22 protein-coding genes are annotated in these 18,917 nt (G+C 65.5%); 11 read left to right on the top strand and 11 right to left on the bottom strand.

Annotated elements, in window-relative coordinates; genetic code table 11:
• Nucleotides 1–133 precede the first annotated feature (133 nt).
• Nucleotides 134–1,516, top strand: coding sequence for a sensor histidine kinase (locus ACVWYQ_RS08020; protein ID WP_404540461.1), 1,383 nt, complete (start codon nt 134–136; stop codon nt 1,514–1,516).
• Nucleotides 1,513–2,175: a response regulator gene (locus ACVWYQ_RS08025; RefSeq protein ID WP_404540459.1), complete on the top strand. Its 663-nt coding sequence runs from the start codon at nt 1,513–1,515 to the stop codon at nt 2,173–2,175. The genes ACVWYQ_RS08020 and ACVWYQ_RS08025 overlap by 4 nt, the downstream gene beginning before the upstream one ends.
• Before the next feature lie 18 nt (nt 2,176–2,193).
• Here ACVWYQ_RS08025 and ACVWYQ_RS08030 read toward each other — a convergent pair whose 3' ends face one another.
• Nucleotides 2,194–3,177, bottom strand: coding sequence for a VOC family protein (locus ACVWYQ_RS08030; protein WP_404540456.1), 984 nt, complete (start codon nt 3,175–3,177; stop codon nt 2,194–2,196).
• A 147-nt stretch (nt 3,178–3,324) separates the two neighbouring features.
• On the opposite strand from ACVWYQ_RS08030, the gene ACVWYQ_RS08035 reads away from it, so the two are divergent.
• The 4 genes from ACVWYQ_RS08035 to ACVWYQ_RS08050 all read left to right on the top strand — a co-directional run bounded on the left by ACVWYQ_RS08035 (nt 3,325) and on the right by ACVWYQ_RS08050 (nt 7,841).
• Nucleotides 3,325–4,116, top strand: a complete 792-nt coding sequence (locus ACVWYQ_RS08035) for a DNA-binding transcriptional regulator (protein ID WP_404540453.1) — start codon at nt 3,325–3,327, stop codon at nt 4,114–4,116.
• Between the two features lie 72 nt (nt 4,117–4,188).
• Nucleotides 4,189–5,712 (top strand): bifunctional 3-(3-hydroxy-phenyl)propionate/3-hydroxycinnamic acid hydroxylase MhpA, encoded by a 1,524-nt coding sequence (gene mhpA, locus ACVWYQ_RS08040; RefSeq protein WP_456725570.1) that lies wholly within the window; start codon nt 4,189–4,191, stop codon nt 5,710–5,712.
• A 23-nt stretch (nt 5,713–5,735) separates the two neighbouring features.
• Nucleotides 5,736–6,587: a fumarylacetoacetate hydrolase family protein gene (locus ACVWYQ_RS08045; RefSeq protein ID WP_404540447.1), complete on the top strand. Its 852-nt coding sequence runs from the start codon at nt 5,736–5,738 to the stop codon at nt 6,585–6,587.
• A gap of 42 nt (nt 6,588–6,629) precedes the next feature.
• Complete coding sequence (locus ACVWYQ_RS08050) at nt 6,630–7,841, top strand: ABC transporter substrate-binding protein (protein ID WP_404540444.1); 1,212 nt, start codon at nt 6,630–6,632, stop codon at nt 7,839–7,841.
• 63 nt (nt 7,842–7,904) lie between these two features.
• On the opposite strand, the gene ACVWYQ_RS08055 is transcribed toward ACVWYQ_RS08050, so the two are convergent.
• Complete coding sequence (locus ACVWYQ_RS08055; protein WP_036013504.1) at nt 7,905–8,747, bottom strand: hypothetical protein; 843 nt, start codon at nt 8,745–8,747, stop codon at nt 7,905–7,907.
• Nucleotides 8,748–8,963: 216 nt separating this feature from the next.
• Between ACVWYQ_RS08055 and ACVWYQ_RS08060 the strand changes: the two genes are divergently transcribed.
• Genes ACVWYQ_RS08060 through ACVWYQ_RS08070 form a run of 3 tightly spaced genes read left to right on the top strand, consistent with a single transcriptional unit; the run spans nt 8,964 to nt 12,094 of the window.
• Nucleotides 8,964–9,848, top strand: coding sequence for an IclR family transcriptional regulator (locus tag ACVWYQ_RS08060; protein ID WP_404540441.1), 885 nt, complete (start codon nt 8,964–8,966; stop codon nt 9,846–9,848).
• A 35-nt stretch (nt 9,849–9,883) separates the two neighbouring features.
• Nucleotides 9,884–10,858 (top strand): Bug family tripartite tricarboxylate transporter substrate binding protein, encoded by a 975-nt coding sequence (locus ACVWYQ_RS08065; RefSeq protein ID WP_157280468.1) that lies wholly within the window; start codon nt 9,884–9,886, stop codon nt 10,856–10,858.
• Between the two features lie 21 nt (nt 10,859–10,879).
• Nucleotides 10,880–12,094, top strand: coding sequence for an ABC transporter substrate-binding protein (locus ACVWYQ_RS08070; protein WP_404540438.1), 1,215 nt, complete (start codon nt 10,880–10,882; stop codon nt 12,092–12,094).
• Between the two features lie 16 nt (nt 12,095–12,110).
• On the opposite strand, the gene ACVWYQ_RS08075 is transcribed toward ACVWYQ_RS08070, so the two are convergent.
• The 4 genes from ACVWYQ_RS08075 to ACVWYQ_RS08090 form a co-directional block, all read right to left on the bottom strand.
• Entirely contained in the window at nt 12,111–12,377 is a 267-nt protein-coding gene (locus tag ACVWYQ_RS08075; protein ID WP_271544396.1) for a hypothetical protein, read from the bottom strand.
• 129 nt (nt 12,378–12,506) lie between these two features.
• Nucleotides 12,507–13,004: a ferritin-like domain-containing protein gene (locus ACVWYQ_RS08080; protein WP_036013491.1), complete on the bottom strand. Its 498-nt coding sequence runs from the start codon at nt 13,002–13,004 to the stop codon at nt 12,507–12,509.
• 162 nt (nt 13,005–13,166) lie between these two features.
• On the bottom strand, nt 13,167–13,658 hold the full coding sequence (locus tag ACVWYQ_RS08085) for an SRPBCC family protein (protein ID WP_404540434.1): 492 nt from the start codon (nt 13,656–13,658) through the stop codon (nt 13,167–13,169).
• 2 nt (nt 13,659–13,660) lie between these two features.
• Nucleotides 13,661–14,047 carry an ArsR/SmtB family transcription factor gene (locus ACVWYQ_RS08090; RefSeq protein WP_404540431.1) on the bottom strand — a complete coding sequence of 129 codons (387 nt, stop codon included), beginning with the start codon at nt 14,045–14,047 and terminating at the stop codon, nt 13,661–13,663.
• A gap of 168 nt (nt 14,048–14,215) precedes the next feature.
• Here ACVWYQ_RS08090 and ACVWYQ_RS08095 point away from each other — a divergent pair, with 168 nt between their 5' ends.
• Nucleotides 14,216–15,379 (top strand): serine hydrolase, encoded by a 1,164-nt coding sequence (locus ACVWYQ_RS08095; protein WP_456725571.1) that lies wholly within the window; start codon nt 14,216–14,218, stop codon nt 15,377–15,379.
• A gap of 10 nt (nt 15,380–15,389) precedes the next feature.
• Here ACVWYQ_RS08095 and ACVWYQ_RS08100 read toward each other — a convergent pair whose 3' ends face one another.
• Nucleotides 15,390–16,094 carry an SDR family oxidoreductase gene (locus tag ACVWYQ_RS08100; RefSeq protein WP_157280473.1) on the bottom strand — a complete coding sequence of 235 codons (705 nt, stop codon included), beginning with the start codon at nt 16,092–16,094 and terminating at the stop codon, nt 15,390–15,392.
• A 131-nt stretch (nt 16,095–16,225) separates the two neighbouring features.
• Between ACVWYQ_RS08100 and ACVWYQ_RS08105 the strand changes: the two genes are divergently transcribed.
• Nucleotides 16,226–17,068, top strand: coding sequence for a GNAT family N-acetyltransferase (locus tag ACVWYQ_RS08105; protein ID WP_404540425.1), 843 nt, complete (start codon nt 16,226–16,228; stop codon nt 17,066–17,068).
• A gap of 1 nt (nt 17,069) precedes the next feature.
• On the opposite strand, the gene ACVWYQ_RS08110 is transcribed toward ACVWYQ_RS08105, so the two are convergent.
• The 4 genes from ACVWYQ_RS08110 to ACVWYQ_RS08125 form a co-directional block, all read right to left on the bottom strand.
• Nucleotides 17,070–17,519 (bottom strand): hypothetical protein, encoded by a 450-nt coding sequence (locus tag ACVWYQ_RS08110; RefSeq protein ID WP_404540422.1) that lies wholly within the window; start codon nt 17,517–17,519, stop codon nt 17,070–17,072.
• Nucleotides 17,520–17,694: 175 nt separating this feature from the next.
• Complete coding sequence (locus ACVWYQ_RS08115) at nt 17,695–17,976, bottom strand: hypothetical protein (RefSeq protein WP_271544409.1); 282 nt, start codon at nt 17,974–17,976, stop codon at nt 17,695–17,697.
• A 12-nt stretch (nt 17,977–17,988) separates the two neighbouring features.
• Nucleotides 17,989–18,450: a curlin gene (locus ACVWYQ_RS08120; RefSeq protein ID WP_404540419.1), complete on the bottom strand. Its 462-nt coding sequence runs from the start codon at nt 18,448–18,450 to the stop codon at nt 17,989–17,991.
• Between the two features lie 45 nt (nt 18,451–18,495).
• Entirely contained in the window at nt 18,496–18,906 is a 411-nt protein-coding gene (locus ACVWYQ_RS08125; protein WP_157280482.1) for a curlin, read from the bottom strand.
• Between the last annotated feature and the right edge of the window lie 11 nt (nt 18,907–18,917).

An 18,917-nucleotide genomic window follows, 5' to 3' on the forward strand; every position in this document is an offset into this window, starting at 1 on the left:
AGCTGCCACTATCCCGACCAATGCCGGGAAATTTTCACGACATTGCGGTGCGGCAAGTCGGGAACGCTTCCCGCCGCCGGCGTTCTGCCCTTTAATGAGGCGCGACAAGCCCGTTCGCACCAGGTGCAAGCCGATGTGGAATCGCCCGAGATTCGATCTCAAGGTCCGTCTGACGCTGCGCGTGGCCGCGATCTCGGCTGCCTGCTTCGCCGTGATCTCGACCTATTTCCTCGTCGCCGCCGATAACGCCGCGCATGCGCGGATCGACGGGATCGCCGCCATCGTGGCCAAGACGCTCGAGCTGCAGCAAGGCAAGGTGCAATGGGGGGCGAGCCCCCGCTCGGACTTTCCGGACCTCGACCCGGTGTCGGCCCATGTGATGACGCCCGGCCTCTGCCTCGGCTTCCGCAGCGCGAGCGGCGACATGCTGCAGCGCTTCTGTAGCGGCGCGCCTGCCCCGGCGAGCCCGCCGCCGCAAGCCTTCGCCGCCTTCTATCGCAGCCTGTTCGACCCCGGCCGCGAGGCGGCGCGGCCCGTGATCGTGCGCGGAACCAAGCTCGGCGAGACCGTGGTCTCTATCGATCCGGCGGTGCAGACGGCGGAGGCCTGGCACGAGGCCGGCCGCCTGATGATCGCGCTTGCGATCGCGCTGCCGCTGCTCTGCGCGCTGGTCTATGCCGCACTGGCCCGTGCCCTGCGCCCCACCCGCATGATCGGCAGCGGCCTCGAACGCATCGCCGCCGGCGACCTCACCACGCGGCTGCCGCCGTTCGACCTCGCCGAGCTCTCGGCTATTCGCGACGTCTTCAACCACCTCGCCGAAAGCCTCGACACGGCGCTTGCCGAGCGCAACGAGCTGACGCGGAAGCTGATCGCACTCCAGGACGAGGAGCGCCGCCATCTCGCCCGCGAACTGCACGACGAATTCGGCCAGTCCCTCGCCGCGATCCGCGCACTGGCCGCATCCGCCCGCCAGACTGCGGCGCAGGACTGTCCCGACCTGCTCGGCGAATGCGACAGCATCGCCCGCACCGCGACCGGCATGATGGAGACGCTGCGCGGCGCACTGTTCCGGCTGCGGCCGCCCGATGTCGACGAACTCGGCCTCGTCGCCAGCCTCGAAGGTCTGGTCTCGGGGTGGAACGGCCGCAGCCGCGGGCAGCCCCGCTTCGAGATCCGGTTCGACGGCGCCTTCGACAGCGTGCCCGCCGACGTCAGCGCCAATCTCTATCGGATCGTGCAGGAGGCGCTCACCAATGCGGCCAAGCATGCCGGCGCAACAAGGGTCAGCCTGCATCTGACGGCGACCGGAAGCGAGATTGCCCTCGTGGTCGAAGACGACGGCCGGCCGAACGAGGCTTCGGCCAAATCGGGCATGGGCCTGCTCGGCATGCGCGAACGCGTCGCCGCGCTTCGCGGCCGGCTCAGCTTCGAGACCAGCCCAGAGGGCTCCTCGCTGCGCGTATTCATTCCGCTCGCGGCTGCCGCGTCTGAGGCCCTGGAGCACGCGGCATGAGTGCGGCGGATGCGACCATCCTGCTGGTCGACGACCATTCCGTCGTCCGCGAGGGCTATCGCTCGGTGCTGCAGAAGCAGCCGGGCCTGCGCGTCGTCGCTGAGGCGGCCGACGGAGCAGAAGCCTATCGCCTCTACAAATCCGAGACGCCCGATCTCGTCATCATGGACCTCAGCATGCCCGGCATCGGCGGCATCGAGGCCGTCAGGCGGATCCGGCAGTGGGACAAGGCGGCGCGAATCCTCGTTTTCACCATGCACGAGAATGCCGGCTTTGCCGTGCAGGCGATCCGCGCCGGTGCACGGGGTTACGTGACCAAGACCAGCCCGCCCGAGACCTTGGTGCGCGCGGTCAAGGACGTGCTCGCCGGCAAGATTGCCATCAGCCCTGACATCGACCACGAGCTTGCGCTGAGCCGCATCAGCGGCGAAACCTTCGCCGCCGACGTCTTGACGCCGCGCGAATTCGAGGTGCTGCGGTTGCTGCTCGCCGAGAACACGACGGAGGAGATCGCCGAGACGCTGCATGTCAGCCCGAAGACGGTGGCGAACCTGCACTCGCTGATCAAGGACAAGCTCGGCGTCGGCTCCGACATCGAGCTGGTCCGCCTGGCGCTGCGCCAGGGCATCTTGACCGAGGTCGATCTCGGCGAAGCCTGATCGCGGCGTCGCCGCAGATCACTCACGCGCGACCACCGAGTCCAGCCACGCGCAATTGAGCGGCGGCACGCGCGGATCGGCGACGCGCACGCCGCGGGCAGCCGCGTCGAGCCGCATGTCGCGCAATCGCGTGCGCTGCTCTTCCGGCATATGCAGCCGCTCGTGGCCCCAAAGGGAGGGCCCATCAAAGGTCTCGTGCGGCTGCCAGTTTTCGGGATCGATGACGCGTCCGCCCCAGCCATATTCGATGAAGAAGCCGGACGGCGTATTCACGTAGAACGAGGTCATGTGGTCATTGGTGTGCCGGCCCAGTGTGTAGGCGATGCGTCCCTCGTCCATCTGCGCGAGGTCGTAGCCCTGCCCGACATCATCGAGGCAGCCGAGCTCGACCATGAAATGATGCATCGCCTTCCGTCCCGAGCCGACCATCGCAAAGGAGTGGTGGCGGCCGTTGACGTGGAAGAAATAAAGCCCGTAAGGCTTCAGCGCGAAATCGGAGACGTGAAAGCCGAGCACGTCGCGATAGAACGGCAACAGCATCTCGACATTCTCCACGTTGAGCACGACATGCCCCATGCCGAGCGCCCCGGTGCGGAAGCCCGAGATCGGACGGCCTGGCCTGAACGGCTCGCTCGCAAGCTCCGGCTTGCAAAAAGCCTCCAGCCGGTTGCCGGCGGGGTCAGTGAACGCGATCAGCTCGGCGACATGCCGCTCGTCAGCGAGTGCGCGCGAGCCCTTCGCCACCTTGATGCCATGGCTTTCGAGCCGTCCTGCCAGCTTATCCAGTTCGGCGGTCGAAGGAACTTCCCATCCCATCACCGCAAGACCGGCATCGCTGCCGCCGTCGACGATCAGCCGCTGCTTGCGGTCGTCCATGCGGAAGGCCCGCATCTTGCCGCCGCGATCGACCTGCTGCATGCCGAGCAGGCCGGTCGCCATCCGGCTCCACTGGTCGATCTGGGATGAACTGATTCCGATATATCCGAGCGCTGCGATTTCCATCGAATTCCTCCCGGAGGCATCGCGGTCGCCGTACTGCGGCGAGCTTGATACCGGCCGCGCGCGATCCTACGGTGGCGTTCCGCAATCGCCTCGCGTTCGCAACGACAATAAGCGCGCCGCGATGTGCCACAAGGGAGGAAATAGGAAGTGTCCAAGGAGCGGACGCGAAACGGCCAGCCCCGGCAGTCTGAGGGCGTCCGCGCCTTCAAGCGCGGACTCGACGTGCTGCAGGAGGTCAACCGCTCCGGCGGCATCCGCGCCGGCGACGTTGCCCGCGCGCTCGAGCTGCCTCGACCCACCGTCTACCGCCTCCTCGAAACCCTGGAGGAGCTCGGCTATATCGCCCGAAGCGCCAGCGACGACCGGTTTCGGGTCACCCGGCGCGCATTGAGCCTCGGCGACGGCTATGATCCCAGCGTGGTGATCTGCCAGGCGGCGGCGCCTTATCTCGCCGATCTCAGCAAGAAGCTGGTCTGGCCGGTCGATCTCTCGACTTACGAGAACGCGGCGATGGTGGTGCAGGAGACCACGCACTCTCGCAGCCCGCTTTCGATCGATCGCGGCATGATCGGCAAGCGCCTGCCGATGCTGCGCACGTCTGCGGGCCGCGCCTATCTCGCCGCCTGCCCGGCGCGCGAACGCGATCTCATCATCAATCATCTCCGCCGCATCGATGAGGCCGACGACCGCCCCTTCCTCGACCAGGGCCGGCTCGACCGCATGATCGCTGAGACCGCCGCGCGAGGCTACGCCATCCGCAGCGAGGGCGAATACAATCCCAAGACGGCGTCGATCGCCGTTGCCATCGTGCGGGACGGCGCCGTATTCGGCTGCATCTCGATCATCTGGATCCGCTCGGCGCTGGGGATCGAGGAAGCGGTCGCGCAGTTTGCGAGCCAGCTGCTGGAAACGGCGTCGGCCATTCCTGTTGCGGAATAGAGGCCGTCCGCTGGGCGGACACTTGCCACGCCGGCGTTGAAGCGCCGGCCCTGCTTGGGGAAGAGATACCCCATGCAAGATAAATCCACGTCTGAAGAGTTTGACGTCGTGATCGTCGGCCGCGGGCCGGTAGGCGCCACGCTCGCCAACCTGCTCGGCCTGTGCGGCGTGCGGACGCTGGTGCTGGAGCGCGAGGCGCGGACCTATCATCTGCCGCGCGCGGTGCATTTCGACGATGAATGCATGCGCGTGTTCCAGACCATCGGGCTTGCCGAGGCGATCCTGCCGCACGTCATTCTCAGTCCCGGCATGCTGTTTCTCGATGCAGCCGGCCGCATGCTGCTGGACTGGTCCCGTCCGCAAACGCTGACGCCGATGGGCTGGCATCTCAGCTACCGCTTCCACCAGCCGGATTTGGAGGACGTGTTGATCGGCGGCCTCGCCCGCTGGCCGCACGTCACCTTGCGCAACCGCTGCGAGGTGTTCGCGCTCGATCAGGACGAGCACGGCGTGCGCGTCCGCTGCGAAGACCTCTCCAACGGGAGGCTCAGCGAGGTCCGGGCCGGTTACGTGATCGGCTGCGACGGCGCCCGCTCGCTGGTGCGCCGCTTCATCGGTTCTGGCATGGACGACCTCGGCTTCCACGAGCGCTGGCTCGTGATCGACGTTCTGCTCAAGCGCGCGCGCGACGACCTCGGTGATTACAGTCTCCAGCATTGCGATCCCCGCCGGCCCGCAACCTACGTGCGCGGCACCGGCACGCGGCGGCGCTGGGAGATCACGGTTCTCCCGGACGAGGATTCGCAGGAGGTCGCGCAACCCGCGAAAGTCTGGGAGCTGCTGTCGCGCTGGATCACGCCCGACGATGCCGAGATCGAGCGCGCTTCTGTCTACACGTTCCATTCGGTCATCGCGCAGCAATGGCGGAACGGGCGATTGCTGCTTGCCGGCGATTCCGCGCACCAGACCCCGCCCTTCCTCGGCCAGGGCATGTGCGCCGGCATCCGCGATGCCGCCAACCTCGCCTGGAAGCTGGCGAGCGTGATCCGCGAAGGCGCCGCGCCCGATCTGCTCGACACCTATCAGAGCGAGCGGCTGCCGCATGTACGCGAGTTCATCGCGCTCGCCATTCGCCTCGGCGGTGTCATCAACACCAAGGCGATCGAGGCCGGCCTTGCTGCCGGCGAAGCGCGCGAGAACGCGCCGGTCAAGCTGGACGTGAAGAAGCCCCTGCTCGGCCCTGGACTCGCGTTCGGCGACCCGCCGCTCGCCGGACATCTCGCGCCGCAGTTCACGTTGACCGACGCCAGCCGCAGCGATGACCGGACCGGCTACAGCCACGTGCTGCTCGTCGAGACGGCGGCGGCACTCTCATCGCGTCTCGCGCTGTCGCAGACGGAGATCAAGATCCTGACCAGCGACGATACCAACGGCCTTGGGCCCTGGCTGCGCGAGCACGGCATCATTGCCGCACTCGTTCGCCCCGACCGTTACATCCGCGGCTCCGCCCGCAACGAGACCGAGCTCGACCGCCTCATCGCCGCCATCGCGCCTCCAACCCATATTCCCTCAGCCCAAGCGCCCTCCGCGGCCTGACCGAACCCTCTCAAGGACATTTCATGAAGCTGCTCTCATTCAGTGTGGATGGACGCCCCACCTTCGGCGCCGTCAAGGACAATGGTGTCGTCGATCTCGGCGCGCGGATGGCGGGGTGCGCCACGCTGCGGCAGCTGTTCGAAACCGGTCGGCTCGCCGAGGCGGCAAGGCTGGCCGCCTCCGCGGCCCCTGATCATCCGCTCGACAAGATCAGCTTCGCGCCCGTGATTCCCGATCCCGGCAAGATCATCTGCGTCGGCCTCAACTATCGCGATCACGTCGCCGAAACCGGCCGCACCGTCACCGAAAAGCCGGCGCTGTTTGCGCGATTTGCCTGCAGCCAGGTCGGCCATCTCCAGCCCATCGTCAAACCTGGGGTGAGCGACGACTTCGACTACGAAGGCGAGCTCGCGCTCGTCATCGGCAAAGCGGGCCGTCACATCCCGGCCGACCGCGCGCTCGATCACGTCGCCGGCTATTCCTGCTACAACGAAGGCAGCATCCGCGACTGGCAGCGCCACACCAGCCAATTCCTCGCCGGCAAGACCTTTGCCGAGAGCGGCAGTTTCGGTCCGTGGCTGGTGACGACCGACGAGATTCCGGATCCGTCGAAGCTCACCTTGCAGACAAGGCTGAACGGCAATGTCGTGCAGGACACCACGACGGATCTCCTGATCACCGCCATCCCCGAGCTGATCGCCTACATCTCCACCATCTGCCCGCTCGTGCCCGGCGACGTCATTGTCACGGGCACGCCGGGCGGTGTCGGCGCCAAGCGCACGCCGCCGCTGTGGATGCGCCCCGGCGACACTGTCGAGGTCGAGATTTCCGGCATCGGCATCCTGCGCAACACGGTGATCGCCGAACCGGCCTGACCGTCAACATCGATCAATCAACGATAACATCAAGGAAACGCCATGGGCACGACCCGCACCACCTCCGTCGCCACCCTCCTGATCGCACTTGCGCTCGCGCCCCTCCCCGCGCGGGCCGAGATCAAGGGCGAGGCCATCCGCATCGGCGTCCTCACGGACATGAACGGCGTGTTCGCGACCGCCATGGGTCCGGGCTCGGTCGAAGCGGCGCGAATGGCCGCCGAGGAGTTCGGCGGCAAGATCAACGGCAAGCCGATCGAGATCTTGCAGGCCGATCACCAGAACAAGCCGGATCTCGCCGCATCGCTGGCGCGAAAATGGTTCAGCGATGGGGTCCAGGCCGTCGCCGATGGCGGAAGCTCCGGCTCGGCGCTGGCGGTGCAGGAGCTGGTGCGCAGCAACGGCAAGATATTCCTCATCTCCGGCGCCGGCGCCAACCAGCTGACCGATGAAGCGTGCGCGCCAACCAGCGTGCAATGGACCCAGGACGCCTATTCCACCGCGACCGCCGTGGTCTCCGGCATCATGCAGACCAGCAAGGAGCCCTGGTTTTTCATCACCGGCGACTACGCCTTCGGCCATTCGATCGAGGTGACCGCACGCGAGCGCATCGCCGCACTCGGCGGCAAGGTCGCCGGCAGCGTCAAGGCGCAGCTCGGCACGCCCGATTACAGCTCATTCCTGCTCCAGGCGCAGTCGTCGGGCGCCAAGATCCTGGCCATCAACGTTGCCGGCGATAATGCAACGGCGATCAAGCAGGCCGAGGAATTCGGCCTCGCCAGCCAAGGCATGAAGATCGTGCCGATGTCGTTCCAGAACGTCGACATCGAAGCGGTCGGGCTCAAAGCGACGCGCGGCGATCTCATCGTCACCTCCTTCTTCGAGGATGTCTCGCCGGCCGCCCGGAAATTCTCCGATGCGTTCTATGCTCGCCGCAAGGCGATGCCCTCGCAGATCCAGGCCGGCGTCTACTCCGCCGTACGCCACTATCTGCAGGCTATCAAGGACACCGGTTCCGACGAGAGCGCCATCGTGATGGCCAAGATGAAGGCGACGCCGGTGTCGGACGCCTACACCCCCAACGGCCGCATCCGCGAGGACCAACGCATGGTGCACGATCTCTATCTGGTGCAGGTCAAGACACCCGAGGAATCCAAGGACCCGTGGGACTTCGTCAAGCTGGTCGCGACGATCCCGCCCGACCAGGCCTTCCGCCCGCTCGATCGCAGCAAATGCAGCCTGGTCGGCAAGTAAGCCCTCTGATGCGAAGTGGATACCGCTTCGCTTCAAAGAACGCGTCAAGTTGGAATCTGACCGTCAGGCGAGATAGCGCGTCAGATAGCCTTCCATCGCGTAGAGCGCGCAGAGCGCGAGGCTCGACCACACCGCCGCGCTGAAATACAGGAACATCCAGGTTAGCTCGCCCTTCCAGTGCGCGATGTCGTGGGTCACCACCCAGCGCGTCGAGACGTCATGCAGCCCTTCGAGGAAGCCGAGGAATGTGTTGCCCTCTTCATGCCCTGCCCGCCAGCGGCTGAGATACATCGGCACGTCGACTGTGATGAGGAAGGCAAGGAAGCAGGCGATGCCGACGATACCTGACATCAGCGCCCAGCGCACTACGCCCTGGAATTCCGGCATCAGACGGCACAGCGCGATGCCGGCCAGGAAGAAGGTCACAGCCCACAGCGAATTCTCGATCGCGTTGTAGAGGAAGTTGGTCGTCACCACCGCGTACCAGGAGAAACATTCCGCGATGATGATGATCGGCACGATCACGAGCGCGATGTTCACCGCGGTCTCCGCGCCCGTCATCTTGCCGAGCTGATGCAGGATGATGGCCCATTGCGCGGCGAAGCAGAGCTCGGCCACCGTCGCCACCGTCCGGCCGACGGCGACGCTGGAGAGCCAGGTGTCGAACAGGCAGATGCGCTGCACGTCGGCGCGCGGCAGCACCGAACGGAAGGCGCAGCCGAACACATAGCCGGCGCACAGCAGGAACATCAGCCCGATGTCCGAGCCGCCACCGAGGCTGGCCGAAGGCGTCGGATAGAACTCACGATAGAGCATGAACCAGACGAGGATATTGGCGCTGCTCACAAGCGTGAGGGATCCCCACCACCACGCCAGGGGATTTGACCGCGCCTGCCACTGCAACATGAACCGCTCCGCAAAAATTATCGATCTGACACGTCGTCGTAATAATCCTGTCACAGAACGGCATGCAATCACGACAAAAATCTGTGTGCCCAGTCGTTGCAGCGGTGCCCGGAAGGCGCAAGAAGCGCTGCGAGCCGAGTGTCCACATATCGGACAATTTTGTCGCAGATGGCGAATCTATTGGACATTCGAAATCTGTCCGTCTGATATTCCGGGATGGCTCCGACTGACTCACCCAAGCCGCAGCGCCCGCTCTCCTCTGCCGCAGCCGTGCTGGCCGAGAGCGCCGATGACGCCGCTTTCGCCACGACGCTGGCAAAGGGGCTCGTCGTGCTCGAGGCGTTCAAGGCCGGGAGCACGCTGCTGGGCAATATGGAGCTGTCGACGCTGACCGGCATCCCGCGCCCGACGGTGGCGAGGCTGACCCATACCTTGGCCGAGCTCGGCTATCTCCGTTACGACGCCGAGCGGTCGAAGTACCGCGTCGGTGCACGGGCGCTGCGGATGGCGCATCCCCTGCTCGCCGGAATGCAATTCCGCCAAGTAGCGCGGCCGATGATGCAGGAGCTGGCGCACAGCGTCCGCGGCACGGTCTCGATCGGCCTGCTCGATGCGACATCGATGATCTATGTCGAGACAGCGCGCTCCGGCGATGTCGGCCCGCACGTGCCCGACATCGGCATGCCCATTCCCGTCGTGATGACCGCCATGGGCCGCGCTGCGGCGGCGAGCCTGCCGCCGGCCGACGCAGACCGGCTGGAACGCAATCTCGCCGCCGAGGATGCCGGATTGTGGTCGGCGCTCCGCGACAAATACCGCGCCGGCATCGCGCAATGCAAAAGGCGCGGCTTTTGCACCTGCTGGGGCGAGTACATGGCCTCGATCCATGCCGTCGCCGCGCCGCTGTTTCACATCAGCGAAGCGAAACAATCATTCTCGATCAATTGCGGCATCCCCGCCTTCCGGCTCCAGCCCGGGCAGCTCGAGGGCGAAATCGGTCCGCGCATCGCGGCGCTCGCCGATAGCATCCGGACCATGGTCGACGCGGCGATGCCGACGGCCGAGACGCACAAGCAGAACAAGAAGAGCGCCAGGACATGAACAAACAAGCTGGCGCCCATCCCCGGGAGGCCGTCATGACCATCACACGCCGAGCACTGCTGGGCGCCGTCGCCGCCGGCGTATCGGCCTCACCATTTTCCTTGCGCGCTGAGGAGGTCTGGCCGTCGCGGATGGTGCGGCTGATCTCGCCTTACGGGCCGGGCGGCTCCAACGACATCTCGCTGCGCTTGCTGGCCGAGGAGTTCGGCCGCAGCCTGCGCCAGCAATTCATCGTCGAGAACAAGCCGGGCGCCGGCACGCGCATCGCTAACGACATGGTCGCCCATGCGCCGGGCGACGGCTATACCATCCTCTATGTCGCGGCGCCCTACGCGACCGCCGAGGCGCTGTTCGGCAAGCTGACCTATGAGCGCAAGGATCTGCAGCCGGTGGCGATGGTGGTGATCGCGCCGCTCTTCCTCATCATCAGCGCCGACGCGCCATTCAAGACGCTTCCCGACCTGATCGCCTACGGCAAGTCGAAGCCGGACGGACTGACTTTCGCCTCCCCCGGCGCCGGCTCGCAGCCGCATCTCGCCGGAGAGCTCCTGTTCCGCGATGCCGGCGTCAAAGGCCTCAACATCCCGTTCCGGGGCGATGCGGCTTCTTACACCGAGTTGCTCGCGGGCCGCGTCGACGCCACGCTGACCGCGCTGCCGACCGCCTTGCCCTACATCCAGAGCGGCAAGTTCACCGTGCTCGGCGTCGCCTCGGCCGAGCGCAGCGCGCTCTACCCGCAGGCGCCGACGCTGCGCGAGCAGGGCTTTCCCAACGTCGCCGCCGCCGGCTGGTACGGCTTCATGGTGCCGTCCACGACGCCGCGCGCCATCGTGGACAAATTCCAGGCCGAGGTTTTGCGCGCGCTCGCCGAGCCTGCGATCAAGGACAAGCTGACCGCGCAGGGGCTCGAAGTGCGCCCAGGCACCGCCGCCGAGTTCGGCAAGTTCATCGACGCCGAAACGCAGAAATGGACCAAGCTGATCCGCGACGCCGGCCTCAAGGGCGAATGAGGATTGCTGGGGGAGACCGACATGAAAAACGTCGTCACAAAATTCGTCGCAGCCTCCGCGCTTCTCCTCTCGGTCGCGGCAGCGCAGGCACAAATGAAATACGATCCCGGCGCGTCCGACACCGCGATCAAGGTGGGCCAGACCGTGCCGCTCAGCGGCCCGGCCTCGGCCTATGCGGTGATCGGCAAGACCCAGGCCGCCTATATGAGGATGATCAACGACCAGGGCGGCGTGAACGGCCGCAAGGTCGAGCTGATCCAGTATGACGATGCCTATTCGCCGCCAAAGACGGTGGAGCAGGTCCGCAAGCTCGTCGAAAGCGACGAAGTGCTTTTGACCTTCCAGATCATCGGCACCGCGCCGAACGTCGCCGTGCAGAAATATCTCAACGCCAAGAAGATCCCGCAGCTCTTCGCCGCCACCGGCGCCGCACGGTTCACCGATCCGAAGAACTTCCCCTGGACCATGGGCTTCAACCCGTCTTACCTCGTCGAGGGCCGGATCTACGCGCAGTACCTGCTGAAGAACCATCCGAACGCCAGGATCGGCGTGCTCTACCAGAACGACGATCTCGGCAAGGATTATCTCGCCGGCCTCAAGGCGGGCCTCGGCGACAAGGCGAGCATGGTCGTGGCCGAGACCTCCTACGAGATCAGCGAGCCGACGATCGACTCGCAGATCCTGCGGTTGAAGGATGCGGGCGCCGACGTGCTGTTCAGCGCGACGACGCCGAAGCAGGCGGCGCAGGCCATCAAAAAGGTCGCCGAGATCGGCTGGAAGGCGCTGCACATCATCGACATCAACGCCTCCTCGCTCAGCGCCGTGCTGAAGCCCGCCGGGCTCGACAATTCCAAGGGCATCATCAGCGTCGGCTACGTCAAGGATGCCGCGGATCCCGAATGGAAGGACGACCCGGGCATGAAGCGCTACCTCGCCTTCATGGCCAAGTACTATCCCGAGGGCGACAAGGATTCGAACCTGAACGTCTATGGCTACATCACCGCGCAGCTCCTGGTGCAGGTGCTGAAGCAATGCGGCGACGCTCTGACCCGCGAGAACGTGATGCGACAGGCGGCCAACCTCAAGAACGTCGAGCTCGACCTGACGCTCCCCGGAATCTCTGTGACGACCACGCCAACGGACTATCGCGTCAACAAGCAGTTCCAGATGGTACAGTTCGATGGCGTGCGCTGGCAGAAGCTCGGCGACATCGTCACGGACAAAGCCAGGGAGTGAACCCGCTTCGCGGCGCTCAACGCCCTTCGGCGTAACGGCCGCCGCCACGGATGATATCGTCGCGTTCCGCGGCATGGCGCTGAAATTCGGAGATCGCGCGGTTCGCCATGCGGATCCGATTCGTGTGTCCCTCCTCGACCATCACGGTGATACGCTGCGCCAGGAACACGCAGGCGTCGAATTCGTCGCTGATGGCGCCCGTTCGCACCAGAAAGTCCCAGGCGATCTCGTAGGCTTGCTCCGCCGCGGGGTTGCGGTAGTCGCTGAAGATGATGTGCGTCATCACTGCCAAAGCCTGATCGCAGCGATCGTTCCTAGGCTCACGCGCAGATGGCAGGGAACCCGGCGGAGCGAAAAAGCCACCGGCCGCTGTGCGTGCCGGTGGTTCGCTGTCGGCGAGGAACGCGAAGAACTACGCGGCCTGGCGCTGATGCGTCAGATACTCCATGGTGACCTTCTCGACATTGGAATCGATCCAGGCCGCCATGCGCTGCTCCTCCTTCAATGACGTCTCGAGCGGCTCCTTCGCCTCCGGCATGCCGGCGGCGCCGCACAGCGCGAGCAGCGACTTGTAGGCGGCGATCTCGAAATTCTCGAAGGCGTTGTTCGCGAAAGTGTTCTTCAGAATCTCGTCGCCGGCAACCGAATGCGCCATGGCCATCATGTTGGCCATCACCGACTGCGCCGTATCCTTCAGGCTCGACGTACTCTCGCCACAGGCTTCCAGGCACTTTTCGAGGCGACGCAGTTGCTCATTGGTCTCCTGAAGGTGCGCCGTGATCTTCGCCTTGACCTCGGGATATTCGTCCAGCCGCTCCGACTGGCGCTCCATCAATTCTCGCGCCTGCACTTCCATCGCATGCGCATTGCGTAGTCCCACCACGAACGTATCGCGGGCTGCATTGGCCATTTTCCTGTTCTCCATTTGACTGGCGTCGTTCGCGCAACCGGCAAGCACAGGCGATTGTTCCTAACAATGCCGCGCTGATTGCCGCAGGAGAGGCGACCGTCTTCATCGCCTGTTCCGGCCGAGGGATCCGGCGCTAACCTGCGATAGAACGATCACCTCGCATCACCGCTTCATGCCCGCCACATAGGCCGCCAGCTTGTCGAGCGTCTGGTAGCCGTATTCGACGGCGCCGAAGCCGATCATGCCATCGCGCTGCTCGGTGCTCGAGGCCAGCTGGCGCATCATCAGCACGGTCTTGCCGTTGCTCTGCTCGGCAAAGGTGACGGTGAAGCGGAACATGCGGGGATCGTCATCCTGGTCGATACCGTGATCCATCTCCATCAGCGACGGCCGCTCGATGCGCCGGAAGCGCATCCGGTTCGGATAGACCGTGCCGTCGGGGCCGATCATGTTGAAGCGCCAGACGCCGCCGACACGAACGTCGATCTCGAAGGTCTCGACCTTGAATCCCTTCGGGCCGAACCATTGCGGCAGATGCTTCGGGTCGGACCATGCCTCGAACACCAGATCGCGCGGCGCGTCGATCACGCGCGACATCACGATCTCGCGGTCGAGCGACCATTGCGACAAAGCGGGATTGGCAGAACTCGTCATTGTCAGGAACCTTTCCGTTTGGTTGCTCGGGACGGCCGCTTGGCAGCCGCCCTTTCCTTCTCATTCTTGAGCTTCATCACATAGGCCTCGAACCGGTCGAGCCGCGCTTCCCAGACCGCGCGCTGCTGCTGGAACCAATCCTCGGCGCCGACAAGCGCATCCGCGCTGAGACGGCAGGTGCGCACGCGTCCCGATTTCTCGGACTGAACGAGCCCGCTCGTCTCGAGCACGTGGATGTGCTTCATGAAGCTCGGCAGCGCCATATCGAAGGGATCGGCGAGCTCGCCGACCGACGCCTCGCCCGCGCACAGCCGCATCACGATCGCCCGCCGCGTCGGATCGGCGAGCGCGGCGAAGATCTGGTCGAGATCGGATAATTGGTTAGCCATGAAGCTAACTATACACGCCGGGTCCCGGACGTCAACAATTGTTAGCCGAACGGCTCAGTTTTGTGATCTGGATTGGCGGGAACCCACAACGCGCAATCGTGAATTGGGACCTCGCGCCCTCCTCGCTAAAACCATCCCGGGGGCGCACAGCATGATCGATCAGAGCACGTGGCGCCTGTCATCTCATCCCCGATCACCCGGCGAGGCTTCGCCCAGGCCGCATCCATTGCTATGGCGATGGCGCTTTGCCCCCGCCGCGCCTCGGCCGATTCCGACATGATTGCGCAAATGCGCGACATCGTCGCCGGCGAGCTGGCGCCGACCGCGACGGCGGACCATGCGGGCGGCCTCGCCGCAGCCATCTATGCCGGGCGCCATGTCGAATTCTTCAGCTACGGGTTCACCGATGATGCCACCAGGCGGAAGGTGACGCCCGACACGCTGTTCAACCTCGCCTCGTTGCGAAAGCCGTTCGAGGCCACGCTCGTGGCGCTCGGCGTGCTGCGCGGCGAGCTGCGGCTCGACGATCGTCTGGCGAAATACCTGCCCGAGCTGAGCGGCAACTACATCCGCAACGTCACTGTGGGCCAGTTAGCAACGCACACTTCGGGCCTGCTGCTCCCAACCGATCATCCGCCCTGGCCGAACGAAGAGTATACGCGCGAGCAGTTCATCGCGATGCTGAACGCCTTCACGCCGGCACCCGGCATCGCACCCGGCCGGCAACGCGTCTACACCCATGCCGGCTATGTGCTGCTTCAGCTCGTGCTCGAGCGTTGCTACGGCAAGCCGATCCATGCGCTGATCCAGCACCGCATTCTCCGCCCCCTCGCCATGGGCTCCACTTTCGTCCCCGAGCGCGGCCCGGACAATCGCGCCGTCATGGATGCGGCGGCGATGCAGCGCGCGGTCCAGGGCTATTCCGACCAGGGCATGGCGATCGGGCCGATCGGCAATCAGCAAAGCTACTTTGATTTTCCCGGCACGGGCCAGATGTTCGCCTCCGTCCGGGACCTTGCCGCCTTCGCGGCCGCCTGCGTCGATGGCCGCGCGATCGATCCGCATCTGCGCGAAGCCCTGCGGCTGACGCAGCGCGAGGCCTTCCGCGTCGACGAAAAATTCGGACAGGGCCTAGCCTGGGAGACCGTGCGCCTTCCAGGCATCACCATCGTCGACAAGCCGGGCGGCCTCAACAACGCCTCCGGCTATATCGGCCTGGTGCCGGCGCGGCGGATCGGCATCGTCCTCTTGGCCAATCGCGGCGAGTATCCGCACGAGATCGCCCGCTACAAGATCCTGCCGGAGCTGGCGCAGCTTATCGCCTCACATTGAGGCGGCCGCCTCAGACCGAGCGCGTCAGCCCGCCGTCGACGCGGATGTTCTGGCCAGTGATGTAGGCGGCGCCGTCGGAGGCCAGGAACGAGATTGTCGCCGCGACCTCTTCGACCTTGCCGTAGCGCTTCATCGGCACGCTGTCGCGCCGCGCGTCCTGTTGCGGCAGGCTGTCGATCCAGCCCGGCAGCACGTTGTTCATGCGGACATTGTCGGCCGCGTAAGTGTCGGTGAAGATCTTGGTGAAGGCGGCGAGCCCTGCGCGGAACACCGCCGAGGTCGGGAACATCGCGCTGGGCTCGAACGCCCAGGCGGTCGAGATGTTGATGATGGCGCCGCCCTTCTGCGCCTGCATCAGCGGCGTTACCAGCCGGGTCGGACGGATCACATTCAAGAGGTAAGTGTCGAGGCCGGTGTGCCATTGCTCGTCGGTGATCTCGGTGATGGGGGCACGCGGCCCGTGCCCGGCGCTGTTGACGAGAACGTCGATCCGTCCCCACTTCGCCATCGCAGCCTCGACGAGGCGCTTCAGGTCGTCGTTCGACTGGTTCGAGCCGGTAACGCCGAGCCCGCCGAGCTCGGCCGCCAGCGCCTCGCCTTTGCCCGAGGACGACAGGATCGCGACGCCAAACCCGTCCGCCGCCAGCCGCCGCGCAGCCCCCGCCCCCATGCCGCTGCCGCCGGCGGTGACGAGCGCAACCTTCTCTACTGCCATGATCCGATGATCCCTTCAGTTGAGGCGAGCCGCAGGCTCGGCCTATCATGAGGCCTTCTACAGCCAGACCCGTCGGCAGGTCCATGGCCCAAGGCATCCATCATCCAGCCACCATCATGAGCGGCTTGAAAATGAGTGATTTGCAGATCCGCAATTTGCGTCCCGACGAAATCGCCCTCGCCGTCGACTGGGCCGCGGCGGAGGGCTGGAATCCGGGGCTGGCGGATGCCGCCTGCTTCGCGATCCCCGACGCCCGAGGCTTCTTCGTCGGCGAGATCGAGGGCGAGCCGGTCGCGACCGTCTCCTGCGTCAATTACGACGACCGCTTCGCCTTCCTTGGCTTCTACATCGTGCGCGAGCGCTTTCGCGGCGCGGGCCATGGCCTGCGCATCTGGAATGCCGCGATCGCGCATGCAGGCGCGCGCGTGATCGGCCTCGACGGCGTGGTGGCGCAGCAGGAGAATTACAAGAAGTCGGGTTTCCAGCTCGCTTACGCCAATATCCGCTATGGCGGCACCGTCGCGGGATCGGTGAAGCCGCCCGCCGATGTCGTTGCGCTCGACAAGGTCCCGTTTGCGCTGGTGGAAGCCGATGACGCCCGTGTATTCCCCGCCGCGCGCAGCGCCTTCCTGCGCGCCTGGATCAACACGCGAGGTCATGTCGGCCGCGCGTTGCTGCGCGAGGGCAGGCTCGCTGCATGGGGCGTGATCCGCCCCTGCCGGACGGGCTACAAGATCGGCCCGCTCGTAGCCGACGATCGCGCCGCCGCGGATGACGTCGTGCAGGCCCTAATGGGAAGCGCGGGCGCCGGCGAGGTCTTCCTCGACGTCCCCGCCGTCAATCCCGCCGCGATCGCGCTCGCCGAGGCGCTCGGCCTCGAGCCGGTGTTCGAGACGGCGCGGATGTATACGGGGCCGATCCCGCCGCTGCGGCTCGACCGCGTCTTCGGCGTCACCAGCTTCGAGCTGGGTTAGCTCAGTAGCACCGCATGATGTTGACGGTGTGCTCGCTGCCGCCGCGGCCGGGCACCGTCACCTGCTCGGTCGGGCAGCTCGGCACGTAGGGCCGATTGGACGGCACGACGTTCGGCGGATAGCGATGCGTCCAGTCCCAGGGCACATCATACGTGTAGGTGTAGCGCACATCGGCGGAGAGCGACTGGTTCACATCGGCGAAGGGCTGGCTGTAGCCGGCGCCGTCGTAGAAGTAGCTGCCGCCGCCCGGCCAATAGACCCAGGGAGCGCTGCGGCGGTGGAACCTGGCGCCCGGCCCAACGTGCGGACGTGCCGCAGCCGGCGGGGCAGCAACGGCGGCGACGCCGGACGCCGTGGCGCCAGCAGCTCTGGCAGGATTGTCACTGGAGCTAAGCAGCAGCGCAGCTGCGCTGAGCGAGGCGAACAACGCCCCATATGATCTGGCAATCATGATACGCACCACACTCGTTTGGCTTCGCGATAGCGGCTCCCCGGAAGGAGGCTAGGCCGGGCTGTCGCCCACCCGCAAACGTATAATTAATTATTGGTTAAGGCACGCGAATAACCGGGAACAAGAGTGCGGCAGAACGCCCGGAATTCCCCTCTCATTTCAATGGCTTCGTGCGTCAGTGGCCCTGCAGCTTGCGAAGCCAGTCGAGCATGTCCTGCGGGCTTGCGCTGCCCTGTGTCACGATCGCGGTGTTGCCGCCGCTGCGGCGAGTGACCGTCGTGCGCCCGGGCTCCTTCTCGATCTTGACCTCGGCCTCCGCCGGATCACCGCTCTGCGTGATCACCGAGGTGCCGTTCTCGTCCTGGACCACGGTGGTGTGACCGTCGCCGGCGCCGGCCGGCGCCATTGCAACCACGGTCATGAATCCCAGTCCGGATGCGAGCAGAAGCAGCTTCATCTTACACCTCCATCATCGGCCGAACTGGAACATCGCCAGCCAGTTGAAACGCCCGAACTGCCTCACCGCTCCCGTGTTCATGTCGCCGATCTGGAGCAGGAGCGCATTGGTGGAATTGCCGATCTGGGTGATCTCGGCGGTGTTGCTCACCCCGGATTGACCGATCGCCGCATTGGTGGTGCCGCCGACCTGGATCACATTGGCATAGTTGTGCGTGCCGTTCTGGATGATGGTCGCGTCCACCGTGCCGGTCCCGCCGATCTGGATCACCCGCGCGATGTTGATGCGGCTGTTCTCCTCGATCGTGACAGGCTGAACATTGTCGCCGAACTGCACGACCGTTTGGATGCTTACGTTCCGGTTGGTCACGCTGCGCTGGACGGTCCCGGCGCATGCCTGCGTTGCCGCACCGACGGCGGCGAGCATCGCCGCCAGGACCAAAGCCCGCCTCAGCACCTGTCTGCCGCCTCGCATCGCGCTTCCTCGTTCGCTGTCGACACTGGCGAGATCGCTCGCGCATCAGGGACCGGTCTGGACGATGGTCGAGGCGTTGACGGTGCCGAACTGCGCCACCGTGCCCGCATTCATCGTGCCGAGCTGCGATATCAGGCTGGTCGCCGACTGACCGGCCTGGCCGACATAGGCGAAGTTGTTGACGCCGGCCTGCCCGATCGATGCGGAATTCGTTCCGCCGAACTGCAGCACGCCGGTGGCGTTGTTGGTGCCGTTCTGGGTGACCGTCGCGCTGGTCGTGCCCCCGATCATGAACACGCCCGCCATGTTGAGCTGGCTGTTCTGGTTCAGCACGACGGGCGGCCCGCCGACCGACACGATGGTCTTGATGTCGGCCGTCTGCGCTTGCGCCGAAAGGGCGCCGGCCAGGTACAGAGCGAGCGTTGCGGCACATGCGCCGCCAAAATGACGTTTCATGACATGCCTCA

The organism is Bradyrhizobium sp. USDA 3397 (assembly GCF_054060965.1).

Bases quoted from the DNA above. Each gene is read 5' to 3' on its own strand.
- ACVWYQ_RS08075 (WP_271544396.1), bottom strand. From the start codon at position 12,377: ATGACGCACATCATCTTCAGCGACTACCGCAACCCCGCGGCGGAGCAA.
- ACVWYQ_RS08080 (WP_036013491.1), bottom strand. From the start codon at position 13,004: ATGGCCAATGCAGCCCGCGATACGTTCGTGGTGGGACTACGCAATGCG.
- ACVWYQ_RS08060 (WP_404540441.1), top strand. From the start codon at position 8,964: ATGGCTCCGACTGACTCACCCAAGCCGCAGCGCCCGCTCTCCTCTGCC.
- ACVWYQ_RS08115 (WP_271544409.1), bottom strand. From the start codon at position 17,976: ATGAAGCTGCTTCTGCTCGCATCCGGACTGGGATTCATGACCGTGGTT.
- ACVWYQ_RS08105 (WP_404540425.1), top strand. From the start codon at position 16,226: ATGAGTGATTTGCAGATCCGCAATTTGCGTCCCGACGAAATCGCCCTC.
- ACVWYQ_RS08045 (WP_404540447.1), top strand. From the start codon at position 5,736: ATGAAGCTGCTCTCATTCAGTGTGGATGGACGCCCCACCTTCGGCGCC.
- ACVWYQ_RS08100 (WP_157280473.1), bottom strand. From the start codon at position 16,094: ATGGCAGTAGAGAAGGTTGCGCTCGTCACCGCCGGCGGCAGCGGCATG.
- ACVWYQ_RS08065 (WP_157280468.1), top strand. From the start codon at position 9,884: ATGACCATCACACGCCGAGCACTGCTGGGCGCCGTCGCCGCCGGCGTA.
- mhpA (WP_456725570.1), top strand. From the start codon at position 4,189: ATGCAAGATAAATCCACGTCTGAAGAGTTTGACGTCGTGATCGTCGGC.
- ACVWYQ_RS08070 (WP_404540438.1), top strand. From the start codon at position 10,880: ATGAAAAACGTCGTCACAAAATTCGTCGCAGCCTCCGCGCTTCTCCTC.
- ACVWYQ_RS08055 (WP_036013504.1), bottom strand. From the start codon at position 8,747: ATGTTGCAGTGGCAGGCGCGGTCAAATCCCCTGGCGTGGTGGTGGGGA.
- ACVWYQ_RS08050 (WP_404540444.1), top strand. From the start codon at position 6,630: ATGGGCACGACCCGCACCACCTCCGTCGCCACCCTCCTGATCGCACTT.
- ACVWYQ_RS08085 (WP_404540434.1), bottom strand. From the start codon at position 13,658: ATGACGAGTTCTGCCAATCCCGCTTTGTCGCAATGGTCGCTCGACCGC.
- ACVWYQ_RS08020 (WP_404540461.1), top strand. From the start codon at position 134: ATGTGGAATCGCCCGAGATTCGATCTCAAGGTCCGTCTGACGCTGCGC.
- ACVWYQ_RS08030 (WP_404540456.1), bottom strand. From the start codon at position 3,177: ATGGAAATCGCAGCGCTCGGATATATCGGAATCAGTTCATCCCAGATC.
- ACVWYQ_RS08125 (WP_157280482.1), bottom strand. From the start codon at position 18,906: ATGAAACGTCATTTTGGCGGCGCATGTGCCGCAACGCTCGCTCTGTAC.
- ACVWYQ_RS08120 (WP_404540419.1), bottom strand. From the start codon at position 18,450: ATGCGAGGCGGCAGACAGGTGCTGAGGCGGGCTTTGGTCCTGGCGGCG.
- ACVWYQ_RS08090 (WP_404540431.1), bottom strand. From the start codon at position 14,047: ATGGCTAACCAATTATCCGATCTCGACCAGATCTTCGCCGCGCTCGCC.
- ACVWYQ_RS08110 (WP_404540422.1), bottom strand. From the start codon at position 17,519: ATGATTGCCAGATCATATGGGGCGTTGTTCGCCTCGCTCAGCGCAGCT.
- ACVWYQ_RS08025 (WP_404540459.1), top strand. From the start codon at position 1,513: ATGAGTGCGGCGGATGCGACCATCCTGCTGGTCGACGACCATTCCGTC.